At 66.1% G+C, this 15,343-nt stretch carries 19 protein-coding genes; 2 read left to right on the forward strand and 17 right to left on the reverse strand.

Annotated features, from left to right (window positions below; genetic code table 11):
- Positions 1–9: 9 nt before the first annotated feature.
- Positions 10–990 carry a phosphotransferase gene (locus K244_RS0103075; RefSeq protein WP_020184778.1) on the reverse strand — a complete coding sequence of 327 codons (981 nt, stop codon included), beginning with the start codon at positions 988–990 and terminating at the stop codon, positions 10–12.
- 87 nt (positions 991–1,077) lie between these two features.
- Entirely contained in the window at positions 1,078–1,839 is a 762-nt protein-coding gene (locus K244_RS0103080; RefSeq protein WP_020184779.1) for a DeoR/GlpR family DNA-binding transcription regulator, read from the reverse strand.
- Between the two features lie 136 nt (positions 1,840–1,975).
- Here K244_RS0103080 and K244_RS21385 point away from each other — a divergent pair, with 136 nt between their 5' ends.
- Complete coding sequence (locus tag K244_RS21385) at positions 1,976–3,496, forward strand: glycosyltransferase family 61 protein (RefSeq protein ID WP_081761412.1); 1,521 nt, start codon at positions 1,976–1,978, stop codon at positions 3,494–3,496.
- 125 nt (positions 3,497–3,621) lie between these two features.
- Here the strand turns inward: K244_RS21385 and K244_RS0103090 are convergent, their stop codons facing one another.
- The 15 genes from K244_RS0103090 to K244_RS0103150 all read right to left on the reverse strand — a co-directional run bounded on the left by K244_RS0103090 (position 3,622) and on the right by K244_RS0103150 (position 14,632).
- The gene (locus K244_RS0103090) at positions 3,622–4,752 is read right to left on the reverse strand and encodes a hypothetical protein (RefSeq protein ID WP_155931544.1); all 1,131 of its coding nucleotides are present in this window, start codon (positions 4,750–4,752) and stop codon (positions 3,622–3,624) included.
- A 108-nt stretch (positions 4,753–4,860) separates the two neighbouring features.
- Complete coding sequence (locus K244_RS0103095) at positions 4,861–5,904, reverse strand: hypothetical protein (protein WP_155931546.1); 1,044 nt, start codon at positions 5,902–5,904, stop codon at positions 4,861–4,863.
- A gap of 380 nt (positions 5,905–6,284) precedes the next feature.
- On the reverse strand, positions 6,285–7,481 hold the full coding sequence (locus K244_RS0103100) for a site-specific integrase (protein WP_020184783.1): 1,197 nt from the start codon (positions 7,479–7,481) through the stop codon (positions 6,285–6,287).
- Positions 7,482–7,709: 228 nt separating this feature from the next.
- Complete coding sequence (locus K244_RS0103105; protein WP_024816276.1) at positions 7,710–7,913, reverse strand: hypothetical protein; 204 nt, start codon at positions 7,911–7,913, stop codon at positions 7,710–7,712.
- A complete protein-coding gene (locus K244_RS23420; protein ID WP_155931548.1) occupies positions 7,900–8,085 on the reverse strand; it encodes a hypothetical protein in 186 nt (61 codons plus the stop codon). The genes K244_RS0103105 and K244_RS23420 overlap by 14 nt, the downstream gene beginning before the upstream one ends.
- On the reverse strand, positions 8,078–8,380 hold the full coding sequence (locus tag K244_RS0103110; RefSeq protein WP_020184785.1) for a hypothetical protein: 303 nt from the start codon (positions 8,378–8,380) through the stop codon (positions 8,078–8,080). Before K244_RS0103110 ends, K244_RS23420 begins: the two co-directional genes overlap by 8 nt.
- Entirely contained in the window at positions 8,373–8,828 is a 456-nt protein-coding gene (locus tag K244_RS23835; protein ID WP_020184786.1) for a hypothetical protein, read from the reverse strand. The genes K244_RS0103110 and K244_RS23835 overlap by 8 nt, the downstream gene beginning before the upstream one ends.
- 84 nt (positions 8,829–8,912) lie before the next feature.
- Positions 8,913–9,815 (reverse strand): hypothetical protein, encoded by a 903-nt coding sequence (locus K244_RS0103120; protein ID WP_020184787.1) that lies wholly within the window; start codon positions 9,813–9,815, stop codon positions 8,913–8,915.
- A gap of 331 nt (positions 9,816–10,146) precedes the next feature.
- A complete protein-coding gene (locus K244_RS23430; RefSeq protein ID WP_155931550.1) occupies positions 10,147–10,851 on the reverse strand; it encodes a hypothetical protein in 705 nt (234 codons plus the stop codon).
- Between the two features lie 67 nt (positions 10,852–10,918).
- On the reverse strand, positions 10,919–11,359 hold the full coding sequence (locus tag K244_RS0103125) for a hypothetical protein (RefSeq protein ID WP_020184788.1): 441 nt from the start codon (positions 11,357–11,359) through the stop codon (positions 10,919–10,921).
- On the reverse strand, positions 11,356–12,051 hold the full coding sequence (locus tag K244_RS0103130) for a DNA cytosine methyltransferase (protein WP_020184789.1): 696 nt from the start codon (positions 12,049–12,051) through the stop codon (positions 11,356–11,358). The genes K244_RS0103125 and K244_RS0103130 overlap by 4 nt, the downstream gene beginning before the upstream one ends.
- Positions 12,048–12,329, reverse strand: a complete 282-nt coding sequence (locus K244_RS0103135) for a hypothetical protein (RefSeq protein WP_020184790.1) — start codon at positions 12,327–12,329, stop codon at positions 12,048–12,050. The genes K244_RS0103130 and K244_RS0103135 overlap by 4 nt, the downstream gene beginning before the upstream one ends.
- Positions 12,326–12,646, reverse strand: a complete 321-nt coding sequence (locus tag K244_RS23435) for a hypothetical protein (protein ID WP_036305437.1) — start codon at positions 12,644–12,646, stop codon at positions 12,326–12,328. The genes K244_RS0103135 and K244_RS23435 overlap by 4 nt, the downstream gene beginning before the upstream one ends.
- Before the next feature lie 315 nt (positions 12,647–12,961).
- Positions 12,962–13,225 carry a hypothetical protein gene (locus K244_RS0103145; RefSeq protein WP_197027138.1) on the reverse strand — a complete coding sequence of 88 codons (264 nt, stop codon included), beginning with the start codon at positions 13,223–13,225 and terminating at the stop codon, positions 12,962–12,964.
- A 60-nt stretch (positions 13,226–13,285) separates the two neighbouring features.
- Entirely contained in the window at positions 13,286–14,632 is a 1,347-nt protein-coding gene (locus K244_RS0103150) for a hypothetical protein (RefSeq protein ID WP_020184793.1), read from the reverse strand.
- A gap of 204 nt (positions 14,633–14,836) precedes the next feature.
- On the opposite strand from K244_RS0103150, the gene K244_RS0103155 reads away from it, so the two are divergent.
- On the forward strand, positions 14,837–15,337 hold the full coding sequence (locus tag K244_RS0103155) for a hypothetical protein (protein WP_020184794.1): 501 nt from the start codon (positions 14,837–14,839) through the stop codon (positions 15,335–15,337).
- The last annotated feature ends 6 nt before the right edge of the window (positions 15,338–15,343 follow it).

Genomic DNA, 15,343 nt, shown 5'->3' on the forward strand with positions numbered 1-15,343 from the left:
CTCGGGGTCTCAGCCGCGCTGGACCAGATGTCGCTCCGCGAGCTCGAGCGTGCCGTGGGTGAAGGGGACGCCCATGGACTGGGCGGTGGGCGTCTCGGCGTGCGAGGCGACCCAGGCGGTGAGCAGGATCCGCCGCAGCAGCAGGAAGGTCGGCATGATCGCGCGCTCCTCGCGCGAGACCGGCGCGACCGCGGCGTAGCCCTCGAGCCAAGCCTCCTGCAGCTCCGGAATGAACGGCTCGTGCTCCATGAAGCTCACGGCCGCGGCGAAGTCGTACATGAACCAGGAGAAGCCGCAGTCGTCGAAGTCGATGACGCCGAGGCGGTCGCCGTCGACCAGCAGGTTCGCCGGCCGGAGGTCGGCGTGGATCAGGCCGAAGCGCTCGGGCGCCGCGCCGTAGGCCTCGACCTCGCGCCGCAGCACGGCCGAGGCGCGCTCGATCAAGGCGCGGCCTTCAGGCTCGAGGCCGAACCCGTCGCGCCAGTCGCCCCACAGCGGACGGACGCCCAGCATGGCGTCGAAGTCCCACAGCTTGCGACGAAAGCCAGCCGGCGTCCGCCAACCGCGGACGTGGCCATGGAGCCCGGCGGTGATCGACCCGAGCGTGCGGTACCAGTGCGGCATGTCCGCCCCCGGCTCCGGCTCGCCGCCGCTCATGTGCTCGAAGGCGACGACGTGGCGAAGGCTGCCCTCGTCCTCGAAGGCGCCCAGCAGCTCGCCGTCGCGCATCCGCAGCGGCTCCGGCGTGGCGGCGACGCCGTCGGCGCGCAGCGCCTCGATCCAGGCGAGCTCGGAGCGGATCTCCTCGAGCGTGTGATAGTCCGGCCGGTGGACGCGGAAGACGATGCGCCGCCCGTCGTCGTCGGCAAGGAACGTGGCGTTCTCGGAGATGGTCAGCAGCCGGAGCCCGGCGTCCGGCCCGACGCCCCAGCGCGGCAGCGCTTCCCGCAGTCGCGCGGTGAGCCGCGCCAGAAAGTCGTCGTCGTACATCCGTCGCCTCGTGGAGCCTCCCGACAGACATTCCACGGAAATGTGGCGAACGCAACAAACGCTGACTGAATCACCACAGGCCGGAGGTTAGGCCACCGTCACGTCGACGCCGTGCCGGCGGAGCATCTCCGCCAGCGGTCCCTCGGGCGGCTGGTCGCAGACGAGGGCGCCGAGCTCGCGCCAGCTGGCGTAGCGGGCGGGGAAGACCTTGTCGAACTTCGAACGGTCCGCCACCACCAAGGTCTCGGCGGCCCGCGAGGCGAGCACGCTGAAGATCGCGGCCGGCTCCAGCCGCGCGTCGGTCGCGCCTTCCGAGGTCAGTCCGCTCGCCCCGAGGATGGCGAGGTCGGCGGAGAAGTCGTGGAGAAAGCGCGCGGCGTGAACCCCCACCGTCGCGCCTTCGCTGGCGAGGTAGTTGCCGGGCGCCATGAGCACGGTGATCGTCGGATTGAGCGACAGCACGGTCGCCACGCTGAAGGAGTGGGTGACGACGGTCAGGCCCTTGTGCTCCACCGCGATGCGGCGGGCGACGTGCGTGGTCGTCGCGCCCGAGCCGATCATGAGCAAAGCGCCCGGCTTGATGCGCGCCGAGGCCGCCCGCGCGATGCGTTCGCGCTCCGCGATGAACAGGCCGTGGCGCTCGCCGACCGAGGGCTCGGCCCCGCGCATCGGCACCGCGCCGCCATAGGTGCGGTTGACGAGCCCCTGGTCGGTCAATTCGTCGAGATCGCGTCGGATCGTCTCCGTGGAGACCCGCAGCCGGCCCGCGAGATCGGCGACCCGAAGGCTGGGTTGCTGGGTGATCTGCGCGAGGATCTCTTCGTGCCGGGCGGCCTTGGTGAGTTTCATTCGCTTGATACGATCGCCTCATACATACTTCGTCGCGTAGGATCCCGGTCCGGTTCGCGGACTTGTCCGGTCGATCGGCGCAGCGCAAAATCTTACACGCCCTTATTCGACGATAAACTCTGATTCAAAGACGGTCATGATAGCTCTTCTCAAACGCTTCGGCGCGCTCAGGTCCGGACGAGGTTCAGCCAGTCCGGCGGTGACTGCGGCCGGCGAGACGCGGGAAGCGCTTCTGCGGGCCGAGGCCGAGGCGAGCCTTTCGGCCGGCGACTGGACGAAGGTTCTCGAACTCACCAGTTCGAAGCGCGACCTTGCCGCCGACGTTCGCCTGCTCGTCTTCCGCCTTTCCGCCGCGCGGGCGCTCAAGTCCACGGCGGTCATCCAGGAGGTCGGGCTCGCAGCGGCGTGGCTGCCGATGACCGTGGTGATGAGGCGGCGCATCGCGCACGATCTCGCGGCCGCCGACATGCCCGAACAGGCGTGGCGGGTGCTGACGGCCGATCCCGTGACGGTCGCCGATCCCCGCTTCCTGCAGTCGGCCCGCACCATCAAACAGAAGCTCACGGACCCGCGCTTGCTCGCGGAGGTGGATGCGGCGATCCGGAAGGCGGGCGGGGAGACGACGCCCGCCGCCGATTACGAGCACGGCTACCACGAGAGCCCCGGCCTGACCGCCCAGGGAACGACGGCGGTCCACGCCGCCCCGGGCGTTCCGGCGGCTCAGGTCGAGCGTCTCGAAGCCGATCTCGCCAAGTTTCGCGACGGGCAGGCAAAGCCCTCCAAGCCGCGCGTCGGCGTCTATGAAAACGTTTTCGTCGACGGGAGCGGGCAGGTCTGGAGCGAAGACGGCTCCATCCTGCTCAGCCAAGGCGCGGCCGTGCCCAAGGTCTCGAAGGCCGACGTCGCGCACATCCCCTTGGCGCTTCATGTCTCCGGGCGGGCGAAGGGCCTGTACCCCTGGCTCGTCGAGCAGGCGCCGAAGCTGTCCTGGCTGCTCGCGGACGGCGCCCCGAAGCCTCGGCTTCTGCTGGGCGAAAAGGGGCAGGGCTACGAGCTCGAGACGCTGCGGCTCGCCGGCCTCGACGTGGCGGACGTCGTCCGCGGGAGCCGGCCGGTCTTCGTCGAAAAGCTCCTAGTCGCAAAGGCGGGGCTGCGGTCCTTCCCGCGCTGGAAGCGCATCGCACCGATCTACGACCGCATCGTCTCCCGCGCCCTGACGGAAGCCTCGGCCGACGCCTCCGATCGCATCTACGTCTCCCGCAGCGACGCCAGTCGGCGCAAGATGGAGAACGAGGCCGCCGTGGAGGCCGCCTTGACCGCCCGCGGCTTCCAGATCTGCGTGCTGTCCGAGACGCCGCTGGCGGAGCAGATCGCGGCGATGAGCCGGGCGAAGGTGATCGTGGGCGCGCACGGCTCCGGGCTCGCGCACATCGTAGTCGCTCAGCCGGGCGCCAAGGTGATCGAACTCCTGCCGATCTGCGACGGCGCCGACACGCTGCGGCTGACCTACGCCCATCTCGCCATCGCGCGCGGGCTCGAGTACCACGCCTGGGCCGAAGCGCAGGCGACCGCCAAGGCGCCTTGGCGCGTCCATCTCGACGGCTTCTTGTCCAAGCTCGACGAGCTCTTGGACGTCGCGCCGCGCGCCGCCGGGTGAGCCCCGGGCGGCGTCGCCCTCCCGGCGACCCCGTCGTCTTGGCGGACGGCGACCAAAGCGAGAAGGGCTCGGCCCTGGGTGGGCCGCCTGAGTTAGACTGGCTGCGACCCAGCGCCCTCGGGGCGTCACAGCAGGGAGGCGGCGAGCTCGCTGTTCAGCACGTCGAAGAGAGCCGAGAGCCGTTCGACGGCCAAGGCGAACGGAGCGATCCTGACGGCGACGGCGGCCCGCTTGAGCCCCTGTTCGACGAGACGACGGGTGCGCCCGAAAGCCGGATGCTGATACCCTGACTCGTCCAACACGTCGATGAAGGCTGAAGCCTGCTGCGGCGCCTTGTGCGCGAGCATCGAGTCCAGGATCTTGAGCGGAGTCTTGAGATCCGTGGGATGCATGCGTGAATAGGCGATCGCAACGGACAGCGCCTCGTCGCGACGGCCGATTCTGGCGTTCGCGGCCACGATCAACTGCGTGCGGTTGGCGATCGGGACGTCGAACCTCTTGTCGACCTCCAAAAGCCGCAGGATCTCCGCCGGCCGGCGGCGCACCATGGCTGTGGCCATGGTGTAATAATAGACCCAGCTCGCGCGTTTCCGTCGTCGATACATCCTCACCACATCCAGATAACGATCCGCGAAGACGGCGTCGAAAAGCTTTAGCGTGCTTCTCGAGCCCCTGGTGAGGTGGATGACGCCGTGGCCGCGCAGCGGGACGCGGATCATCCTGGCGTCAGGCGCGGCCTTCTTCAGCAGCTTCGCGTGGCCACTGTCATGGGAATAGAGCGGATCGTAAACGATCCAGACCTTGCCGGCGACGTGGCCCGGCTCGATCATCCCGCCGCCGCCCTTGCCGAAATGGGTCGTGTACCGGCGGTCGAACGGCGTGACGACGGACGGATCGATGCCCGCCTGCGGAACGATCGCCAGGACATGCGTCGCCCCGAGTAACTTGCTGAACCGGATGGCGGCATAGCCGCCCATGCTGTTGCCGTAACAAAGCACTTTAGGGTAGCGCGCGAGGATCGGCTTCAGCCTGGCGGCCACCTCCTCCATGGCCGAAGGCGCGTACCAGTTCTTCTCAGTGGTGACGACGCCGATCGTGGCGACGCCGTTCTTCTCGACGAGCGCTTGGCCCCAGAACGACCGCCCGTCGGTCTTCAGCGCGTCCGCGGCGTCGTTGAAGGTGATGAGGAGGTAATCGCCGCCCCCCTCGTTCAGGAACGCGCTTATCGGTCCCGCTGACGCGATCAACTGAGCCAAGATATCCCCCGAGCCAAGAAAGTAGTCAGTCCTACCTTGGGGCTTTCCGTGCCTGCCAGACAGAGCCACGCCACCAGCCATCCCAAGATGAAGCGGGAGCGTCCGCCCTCACCAGAACTTGCAGCTGTAAAACAACGTGAGCGAATTGGACGCTTCGATTTTGTCTATCGACGCGTAAATCGCTTCGACGTCAGTCCTCGGTGCTGATCCAATAAGGTGGATCGGAGCGATGACATTAACCGACGACGCCAGCGCGGACGTCAGCAGGCAGCCGCCGACCGACCACCACGCGGCCACATTTCCGTCGAAGCCGGCGACCGTCGGCGACATCGCGTCCTTGTAGCGCTTCATGATGGGGTGGCCGGGAGTCGATCCCAGGATCGAATTGGTGAGGAACATCGCCCCCATGTTGAGCCGCCGGTATCCCTTGGCGGGGATGCAGGTCATCCCGGTCATGCCAAGCAGGTCGTGGTAGTCTGCGCCAACGTCCACGGGAAACATGTCCATGTCGACGTAGAGACCGCCGAAATCATGCAGTATGTCCGCGCGGATCACGTCTACGGTGCCGGCATACCGGCGTTGTTTCAGGAAAAAGTCGTATGCATGAGATCCGTAGCACGAGAGAGACTCGACGTCGGGCTGTGTCCAAAGACGATATTCGTATCCATACTTGGAGCACCATGCGCGCCAGCGCTCCGAAGAGCCTGCGGGGCAGGGTTTGGGACCGATCCACACCTGATGGATGATGCGGGGAATCGCTTTCGTCGCGTGCTTGCCGGCTTCGAGGATGTCCGCCCGGCTGATCTCGCGTTGTCGGATGCTTCGGGCCTGAGGACTGAGAGTGGTGGCGAGGCCGACCGCCTCGAAGGTGTCCCCGGCAGCAAGCGCCAACTTCCAGCGAACCGCATGCTCCCTAAGCCCCAGTCCGGCCGCAGTCAGAATACTGTCGCTCGACCGCAGTCCATCGATTTTCTGCGAGAGCAATTTTGCGAGATCGATATGACCAAATTTTATACAGCGGTCAATGGCGGTTACAACATCGTTACGATCTTTAAATATAAAATCACTGATCGTTCTCCTTGTTTCTGCATAGGAGGTTATATCACTCCTATCAGTCGCGCTGATTAAACGGTACAGCCTCTTGACCTGCAAAGCGTGATCCCCCCAGGCGCCTCTAGCCCAGATAGTAAGCCCTGTTCTCTCTGCAGGCGCAACCGGCGACACGCGCGGTCTGCGGGCTCTCTACACCTTGGATATTCATGATCGGGAGGGTTTCCCGGACATTGTGGTCCAGCGGAGCAAGACGGCGACAGGAGATCGTAGCAACTGAGCGGTACGGACAAGGTGACCGAGGCCGCCCACAACTTGAGGTTCTGAATCGCCGTCGTCTTGCTCTCCACTCCGTTATTGGCGCTTGCGGAACAGGGTCGTGAGGGCCATAACCCCACGGAAATGAGACTTCGGGGCGTAGCTCAGCCTGGTAGAGCGCCTGCTTTGGGAGCACCTGCCTTGATTAGAAGGTAACGTGGGTCTCAGCCCTCATTCTCTTGGACCTTCGGCAGTTTTTCCGACGCCCCCGCAGTCGGCGCTTCGGGATAATTTCGGGACAACCCGAACGAGGACATGACGTCCCGCAGGTCCTCGTCCAGCACCTTCGCGTAGCGCGCGGTGGACGCTATGTCGGAGTGTCCGAGCATCCGCTGGACACCCTTCAAATTCTTCGAGCCCCGGAGCGCGCGCGTCGCGGCGTCGTGTCTGGCGTCGTGGAACCGGAACTCTGGGACGCCGGCCGCCCTCCGAGCTGCGTGATGGGCCTTCGTGAGGGTGTCGTAGCCGATTGGCTCCCGGCTGCCCTTGAGCCGCTTACGGTCTCCGGTGGTCCGCGATTGCTGCACCTCGTAGGTGAACACGACCGGCAGCGCATGCTTCAGCATCTCTGCCTCGAAGATCGCGCGCACCTCGGGCGAAAAGGGGACGAAATGCTCCTTTGGAGCTTTGCCGCGCGCCCGCTTCAGAGTGATCGTGAAACCTCCGCGCTCGCGGTCGACCGCCGATCTGGGCAGGCGGCAGAGCGCAGCGCGCCTCACGCCGGTGAGCAGGTAGACCTTCACGATGGGCCGCAAGTCCTCGCGGAACGCTCCGATGTAGGCCGCGCGCTCGGCGTCAGTCAGGATGCGCGTCCGCTCGCGCTCCGGCAGCAGCAGATCCCTCCAAGGAATGTCCACGTCGACCGGCACTCTCCAGACTCGCCGGGCGCGATTCAGCAGGCGCCGGGCGCACTGAACGATCTGGCGGTTCACCGTCGCCGGCGAGACAAGCCCGTGTTCGTTTGAGCCCTTGCGGGTCTTGATTGAAACGCGCTCTGCGGAGCGTCGGCGGACGGCGTCGGAAATCATGTTGGCATCGATCGAGATCAGCGGGGTCGTTCCGCCGATCAGCCGGCAGAGATGCGCCAGTGATGTCGCGGTGTCGTCGGCGCTCGCCTGGTGGCTGATCTCGCCATGGTAGCGGAAGGCGGCTTCGTCGAGCGTCAGCGCGTGCTGGAATTTCCCGGTCGCCGCTAGCTCGCGGTACTGGTTTTCGACACGCTCCGCTTTCGTGCGCGTTCTCTGGCCCGTTGAGCCGTGAAAGCGACGACGCTCCCCGGACGGCGTGCGGATGACGAAGTCGTAGTGCCAGAACTCCGAGCGGTAGGAGCCGTCTGAGCGCTTCGGTCTGTAGACGGACACGGCGGGGCTCCCACGTAGGCCTCGATATCTTCGCGAGCGTAGACACGCCAGGTGTTGCCGCGAAGCCGGTAATTGATGAGGTGCTGATCGCCGAGCCCCTTCAGTGTTTTCTCGCTCTTGCCGAGAAGCGCGGCGGCCTGGGGGTGAGAGATCAGCCAGTGCTCGGTGAACGCCGCATCAAGGCGCTCGACCAAGGCACGAGGAAGATCAAGTTCTTCGCCTGCCATCCTACTCGCCACGTCCGTCCTCCTGTGCGGAGAGAGCGGCGCGGAGGCGAGCGATCACGTTCTCGACCATCTCCAGTTCATCATCATGCTTCGCCCGCTCCTCGTCATTGGCCAGAGGCTCGCCAGCAGCCCAGTCTCGGATGCTCTCCAGAGCCGCCTCGATCTCTTCCGCAGTCGGCGCCTTCGTCAGCTCACCCTTCGCCATTGTCGCCTCCATGCCTGCCAACAGCGGCGCGCAGAGCACTAATCCACTCGTCGATGGAAACGCTTGCTGCGACGTGCCACCCTTCCGGCAGCCCCCGCTCGCGCAGGGCGTAAGCATCGGCGACCATCGTTTCGCCAGTCCGAAGATTGATCAGCAGAACGCTCTCAGTCATTGTCGCCTCCATGCTTGGGGGCGGATGCGAGCATGGCGGCGTAGAAGCCGGGTCCCGTTGGGATCTTCGCACCGCGCTTGTAGCGTTTGCTGGCAAGGCGCATTGCGTCATCCGGCTCCGCCGGCACCACCCTCCAGCCTTCCACCTCAAGCGCGGAGAGCGCAGCCTTGGCGTTCGCCATGTACTCCGCGTGACCCTCGACGAGGGGGAAGTTCGCCGCACGGCTCGGCAGCCCTAAATCCTGGCAGTGCCGCGTCCACACACCCCGCGCCATGATCTCGACCACCTCAGTCATTGGCCTTTTCCTCGGTACGCTCGGCTTCGACGAGGGCGGCGGCGCGGCGGACATGATCGCTTGTGATGCTGTATGCCGGTCCCGCCGCCGGGCTGTAGAGGCAAGACCCGTAGCCGGCCGCTACAACGGGATCATCGTCTAGGAAAAGCTTGCCAGTTCGAGCGAACGGCTCCAGCGCCTCCACCGCGGCCGATAGCCGGCGCCGGAGGTCTTCGCCCCGCTCTTCTTCGGCCTCGGATCTAGCCAGATAGGCTAGAGCTGTCCTGGCGTTCTGCTCCAGCCCGAGTTGGGCTTGGGCCGCTTCCGCCCGCGCCTCATCCCGCTCGCGTTCGAGTTCGGCGGCGCGCGCTTCCGCGGCTTTGGCGCGGGCCTCGATGGCTTCGTAGCTGTCTGGGTCGGCCGCGGTAGACGCACGGCTTGTGGCCGTCTCCGCCCGCGACGGCGCCACATACCGGGCATGGTACGGTCTCGTCGCACAAAGGCTCGGGGCCGTCGTAGCGCTCGTCGTTGAACGGGCAGAACTCGACCGCGCTCATCGCCCGCCCTCCCGTCCCGATGCGACGTCGGCGGCCGCCGGGGGCGGATCGCAGGGCACGAGCATGGCGACGCCAAGGTGGCGGCTCAGTCTCGTGCGGTCTGCGTACTGCCGTGCGGCGGCTTCGTTGGCGCAAATCGTAGGACTGACAAAGGCGTCGTCCGGGTCGTCGCCGTACATGTTGACGAAGCCGATGCAGGTCTTCGGCTCCTCCGCCCGCGCTGCGGCCATATCGGCTTCGGCGGCTTCAGCGCGGGCAATCTCGTTCGCAAGCGCGCCGCGGAACCAGTCGTCGAACGCGTCCGCGAAGTCGGCGATCTCACCGATGCTCGTGTCCACGACCTCGACACCAAAGCTCTCCAGCGTGGCGATGATCCTCGTCGTCCACTCCGGCCACGGGTCTGAGCGAGCGACGTCGCGCTGCTCTTCCATCTCGGCTAGTTCAGACTGAAGCCGCTCAATCTCTTGTTGGGCTGCGGCCATATCCGCTTCGATGTAGGTGCGGGCGGGGGTGGCGGACTTCAGGGCGTCGAGCAGCGGCCCCACGACAGGTTCCATCGCCGGCTTCGACAGGATCGACGCGACGAGGGCGAGGCCTTTCGGAACAGCAGCCGAGACCGCATTTCGCAGGGTGGATCGATCATCATCATCCGTGACGTGGTAATCGATCAGGCGAAGAAGCTTCTCCCGCAAGGCGTCGCCCGCGACCGCGGCGGGCTGGGCGGAGGCGAGGGCTTCGTCGCGGGCGGCCCGGATTGTGTCCAACAGCGCGGCGACCTTGACAGGGACGGTCGGGCAATCGCCGGGGACATACTTGGCACGGTCATAGGCTGCGAAGACACGCTCAAGCAGCGCTTCCGGCCGCAGGTCGCCCGTGGGCGCAGCATGGGGGTCAGACATCGGAGGGCTCCGCGTTCTTTTTGATTTTAGCGTAGAGTTTGGCTCGTTCTTTTTCCGAGCGATCAAGCCAAGTCTGAATAGGTTCACGTTCAGCGCCGTGGGACACAAGATGCCCGCGCCACTCAGAGTAGGCTTCTGCCCTAGCGTCTTCTCCGGAATGCGGGCAGGATACCCACCCGCACTCGCATCTAACCTCAACACACGGATGCGCGCCCAAGCATCTATGGCCGGCGAGAGGAAGAACCTTACGATATCCTTTGACCTCACCGCTCATCGGACGCCTCCCGGCGCTTGAGGTCTGCGAGACGGGCGCGGAGGGGTTTCACGAACTTCATGCCGCATTCCTCCAGACTGCTTCTTTGGACACGGCCCCGCTCCTGCGACCGCGAGATGTAACGACTTCGTAAAGCGGCTCGAACGGAAGCCAGTCCGCCCCGACGTTCTCGCAAACGTCCACAGGGCCGGGCAGTCCTCGGCACCATGCCGCAAGAGACGAGAAGCTCAGGGATGAGTTCGGGTATCGGCGACCAGCCTCGTTGTTATACGGCGGGTCAATGTGCCAGTGCGCATGCTCGACTTCGATTTCCCACCATGCTTTACGAGCAATAGTCCAGCACTCGATTAGCGGCTTCTGCTCGATTAGCCTTCGCTTGACCGCAGGCCCCCAAACACGGCAATCGCTTTCACCGCGCCATTGGAAGTACCAAGGCGACAACGTGCTTGATGGTTCGGCGCGACCCTTTGAGACCCAGAACCGCGTGAGCAGTTGGGGGCCGCGGTCGAGCGCGAGGACTTCTGCATAATCTTCGAACGTATCTGGGATGCGGCGGATGTCATCTGCAGTGCAACCGATCAGCCACGACCAAAGATCGCAAATGTCGCGCGACACATCGTACAGCTTGACGTGCTTGCAGTCCCATCTCGTCGCATAGCTCGCGGAGCCGGCGAACGGTTCGATGACCAGATCAGCACGCGGCGGTCCGTAATGCTTTGCGCCGGTCCATTTAGACCCGTAGTAACTGAAGAACGGCTTCATCGACCCGCCCCCAGAACCTCGGCGATCTCCGCCACCAGCCCCGCCCGCCCTTCCTTCGACAGCGGGGTCATGACTGGTCACCTGCGGGCGGGAGGAGAGCGGCGCGGGCGAGAACGCGAAGATCCATGTGGTGCATCTTCGCCCACCCCGTACTGCTCAGGACGCTTTCGACCGGCTGGTCTTGAATTTGCGCGTTCGCGATTTCCTCAAGGACACGGCGCAGCCGCTCGTTCTCGGCCTTCAGAGCCGCGATCTCCGCCTCGCTCTCCACACCACGCGCTGCCTCGGTGAGGAGCGAGGGCAGGGCGTTGACGGCGGCGACGATCAGGGCGGCATTGGCTGAAATGCGCGCCGGGATTCCGACAACGTCACAAAGCACCCGTTCGAGGCCTGGCACTATGTCGCCGCGAATTTCGTCGTAGTGCATGTCATTGTTCCAAGGCCCCGGCGTTGCCTTCGCCAGCAGCTCCCGCAGCTCCGCGATCGTCTCGGGAAGGGGCGCGGTCATGCTGCGGCTCCGAGCATATGCCCGATGACCTCAGCCATGGCGGGCGGGTTGCTGTCGCCTAGAGCTTCGATCCGCTCCCGGCGCTCATGCACGTCCTCGGTGCGCCAAGCATCCAGATCGAAAGAGGGGATGGCACTTGGGTCCCAATCACCTCGGGAAGCTGCTGCCCTCTTGGCGCGCTCAATCGCGGATGGTCCCGCCGACCAGGCGACCTCCAGTCGCGGCAGGCTGGTGCAGGCAATGAGGTACACGCGCCGTCTTGGATAAGGCGCACCAACGTCCTCAGCGCCGAACTCAAATCGGGCGACGTGGAAGCCAGCTCTCGAAAGATGTCGAGCGACCGTGGCTTCCCACGCCGCGTTGCCCGGGGGCTGCTCCACGACAAACCATTCGACGCCGGCGTCGAGCCCGGCCGCCAGCATGTAGGGCCAGAGAGATACGCTGTCCCGATAGCCGTGGATGGCGGCGGCGACGCTCGTTCGCTGGCAAGGAGGTCCGCCAAAAATGACATCTGCGTCGGTGGCGGGCAGGCAGCGGATGTCGTCATGAAGCGGCACGCCAGGGTGAAGGCGCGCAAGCTCTTGCTGGCGCCGAGGGTTGCTCTCGCACAGCGCCACGATCTCGAAAGACCCTGAGCGCTGCAGCCCCATCGCGTGGAAGCCGATGCAGAAAAAGACGTCGATGACCTTCATCGCGTCGCCTCCTGGATCCGGCGCGACTGAGCGATGCGGACAAGCTCCTCGCCACAGAGGGCGTCGAAGTCTAGGCCCATCATGCCGAGGGCGAGGCGGGCTGCCGCTTCATGCCGCTGCCCGGCGTCGTGCTCGCGCCTGGCCGCATATCGATCCGCATCCGCGCGAAGGCATGCAGCCTGGTTGCGGCGTGCGATCATGCTGTCCAGTTCAACGACCTGAGCGTCGACATGGGCGTCGCGGGCGCCGTCAACCGGCGTGGTGACGGGGAGGCTCATGACGAGGCCTCAGCGCGAGCGAGAGCGGCGCGAGCGGCAATGACAGCGGGCACTTTCTCCGCGTCCCAGAAACCGGCATCGCCGCTTTCAGCCAACTCGACAGCGTCAGAAACCATGGCCTTCAGCGCTGCGACCAGATCGTCATGCGCGTTGCAGGCGCGGACGATGAAGGCTGCGTTAGCTTCGGCATCGACGGTGCATGTTGCGACTGTGGCGATCGACAGTGAAATCCGCCGCTTCTCTCTGGCGGGCTTAATGTCGATCCAGTGTTCATCAGACCCACAGACGGCCCAAGGTGTAGGCGTGTGCGCGCTCATGACGCCCTCGTGGTGTTGTTCTGCTGGGAAGCCAGAGCGGCTGAAATGCCCGCGCGAAGAGCAAGGATGCGCGCTGACGGGAAGTTCTCGTCCCCAAAGAGTTGGTCTTCCCACGGGCACGAGGCTCCCGGCATCTCGTCTTCAAGCTCGCACTGGCGGGGCGAATAGGCACCGCAGAAGGGGCAGAGCGGGGTCATCGTCACCGCTCCCAGGCCGCAAGCGGCCTGCAGCCGCGAAACTCGGTGTCGACGGACAGCCCGCGCCATCCGAGGCGGAAGGCCAGAGCCCGCCCGCGAAGCTGGATCGTCAGGCGCATCACCAAACCTCGGCAGGCTGGCGGCGACGCTCCATCGCGTCCTCACGGGCGCTGTCGACATCGCTGATGAGCTTTGAGCCGAGCTTCGACACACGGCCGGCGACGTCGAGGAGGTCGAAGTCCTCGCTGTCCAGCGCAGCCGCTTCCGGCACGGTGCGGAAGATGCCGTCGATCCGCTCGTTCAGGTGGCGAAGGGCTTCCGCGATGGTCTGGAGCTCGGCTCCAGCGTCCTCAGCGGCGTCCATGCGATCTCGGAATGACATCTGTCGTCTCCGTCTGTCGGGAGACGCCGGGGGCTGAGCCATCCCGGCGTGGGGATGGGGTCAGGTGGAGGAGGTCTCTTCGAACTCGCCGGTCTCGGTCAGGCGGTAGGTCTTGCCCGCCTCAACGCCGTTCTCGCCAACCAGCGAGGACCGAACTGAGACGAGGTCATAGCGGTCGGTCTTGCTGTTCCAGCGATGCGCTGCGAGCGAGATCGCGCCGCCGGCTTCAGCCCTTGCGGTTCCGCCGACACCAAGGGACGCGGCGACAGAGGCGTGGCCTTTGACCGCCGCGTGGCCGCTGTCGCCGGTCGCCGCCGCGTGGCCGCTGTCGCCGGTCGCCGCCGCGTGGCCGCTGTCGCCGGTCGCCGCCGCGTGGCCGCTGTCGCCGGTCGCCGCCGCGTGGCCTCTGTAGCCGGTCGCCGCCGCGTGGCCGCTGTCGCCGGTCGCCGCCGCGTGGCCGCTGTCGCCGGTCGCCGCCGCGTGGCCGCTGTCGCCGGTCGCCGCCGCGTGGCCTCTGTAGCCGGTCGCCGCCGCGTGGCCGCTGTCGCCGGTCGCCGCCGCGTGGCCTCTGTAGCCGGTCGCCGCCGCGTGGCCGCTGTCGCCGGTCGCCGCCGCGTGGCCGCTGTCGCCGGTCGCCGCCGCGTGGCCGCTGTCGCCGGTCGCCGCCGCGTGGCCGCTGTCGCCGGTCGCCGCCGCGTGGCCGCTGTCGCCGGTCGCCGCCGCGTGGCCGCTGTCGCCGGTCGCCGCCGCGTGGCCTCTGTAGCCGGTCGCCGCCGCGTGGCCGCTGTCGCCGGTCGCCGCCGCGTGGCCGCTGTCGCCGGTCGCCGCCGCGTGGCCGCTGTCGCCGGTCGCCGCCGCGTGGCCGCTGTCGCCGGTCGCCGCCGCGTGGCCGCTGTCGCCGGTCGCCGCCGCGTGGCCGCTGTCGCCGGTCGCCGCCGCGTGGCCGCTGTCGCCGGTCGCCGCCGCGTGGCCGCTGTCGCCGGTCGCCGCCGCGTGGCCTCTGTAGCCGGTCGCCGTGTTCCCCTTGGCTTTCGCCAGCACCCATTCGACCGCCTTCTTGATGAAGGATGCGTCGTAGGTCAGCTCGGCCTTGATGGTGATCCTAGCCGCGGCGAGCTTGCTGTCGCTGTCGGAGCCGTCCTGACGCGCTATCGCGCCGGACATCTCGACGACTGCGAGGCGCGATCCAAACGGGTAGTAGTTGAAAACGTCGAACGGGTTCTCGCAGGCGTGGAAGCCATTCTGGCAAACCTCGATCAGGCCGCCCTGCTCGTAGGTCTTCCCGACCTCGAACTGGAAATCCCGGCACTTCAGATCGGCCTCGAACGCCTTGTAGGCGACGACGACTTCGCCCGGCTCAACTGCCGCGCTCGCTTCGGGCTTCTTCTTGGTTGCGGCCTTAGCCATCGCTCTTGCTCCATCCGCCGCTGTCTGCGGCTGGGCCGCTGGGCTTCGATGGAGACTATGCGCTAAACGCACAGTGACGTCTACAGCTATCTATGAGAAAAACGCACAAACTTTCGCATGAGGCTTCCGCGAATCAGACTCGACTATCCGGACAACCTAGTTCAGCATGAGAACAGAAAAGGAACAAACGAGGCGTTAACGACCATGCCTGAAGGGATCATCGCGAGGTTCACCCTCCACCTGATGTGCGGCAACTGCTCCAAGATACAGACCCAAAACGTCGATGTCCGGAACGCGCCAGGCGCGCCGACCACCGTCAACGATCTGAACGAGAGTGGGCTTCTCGAGAAAGTGTCGTTCGTCTGCCGTGACTGCGAATGCCCGAGCGGCAGCATCCAGGCCGTCACGGCCTATCGTAAAGCCAACCCCGGCAAAACGGATAAGGAGCGCCCCCGGCTCAGGCGCTATGTTGTCGCCGGCTACGAGCGGCGGCAGGACAGGTGGTCTCAGCCGCTCGCGCCTTTCGAGGTGCGCTCAGAAGAGGCGGCTCGTCGGGTCGCTAAGGAGATTGCCGAAAAGTTCGGCGGCGCGCTCGCCACTGTTCAAGCAGGCGATCCCGAACTGGACGACTGGGAGACGCCCGAGCTGTTGCTGCACGTCGGGAAGGTCCCGCGACACGCGTTGACCGACTTCCGCGTGGAGTGATGGGTT

The organism is Methylopila sp. 73B (genome assembly GCF_000526315.1).
Classification (GTDB): domain Bacteria; phylum Pseudomonadota; class Alphaproteobacteria; order Rhizobiales; family Methylopilaceae; genus Methylopila.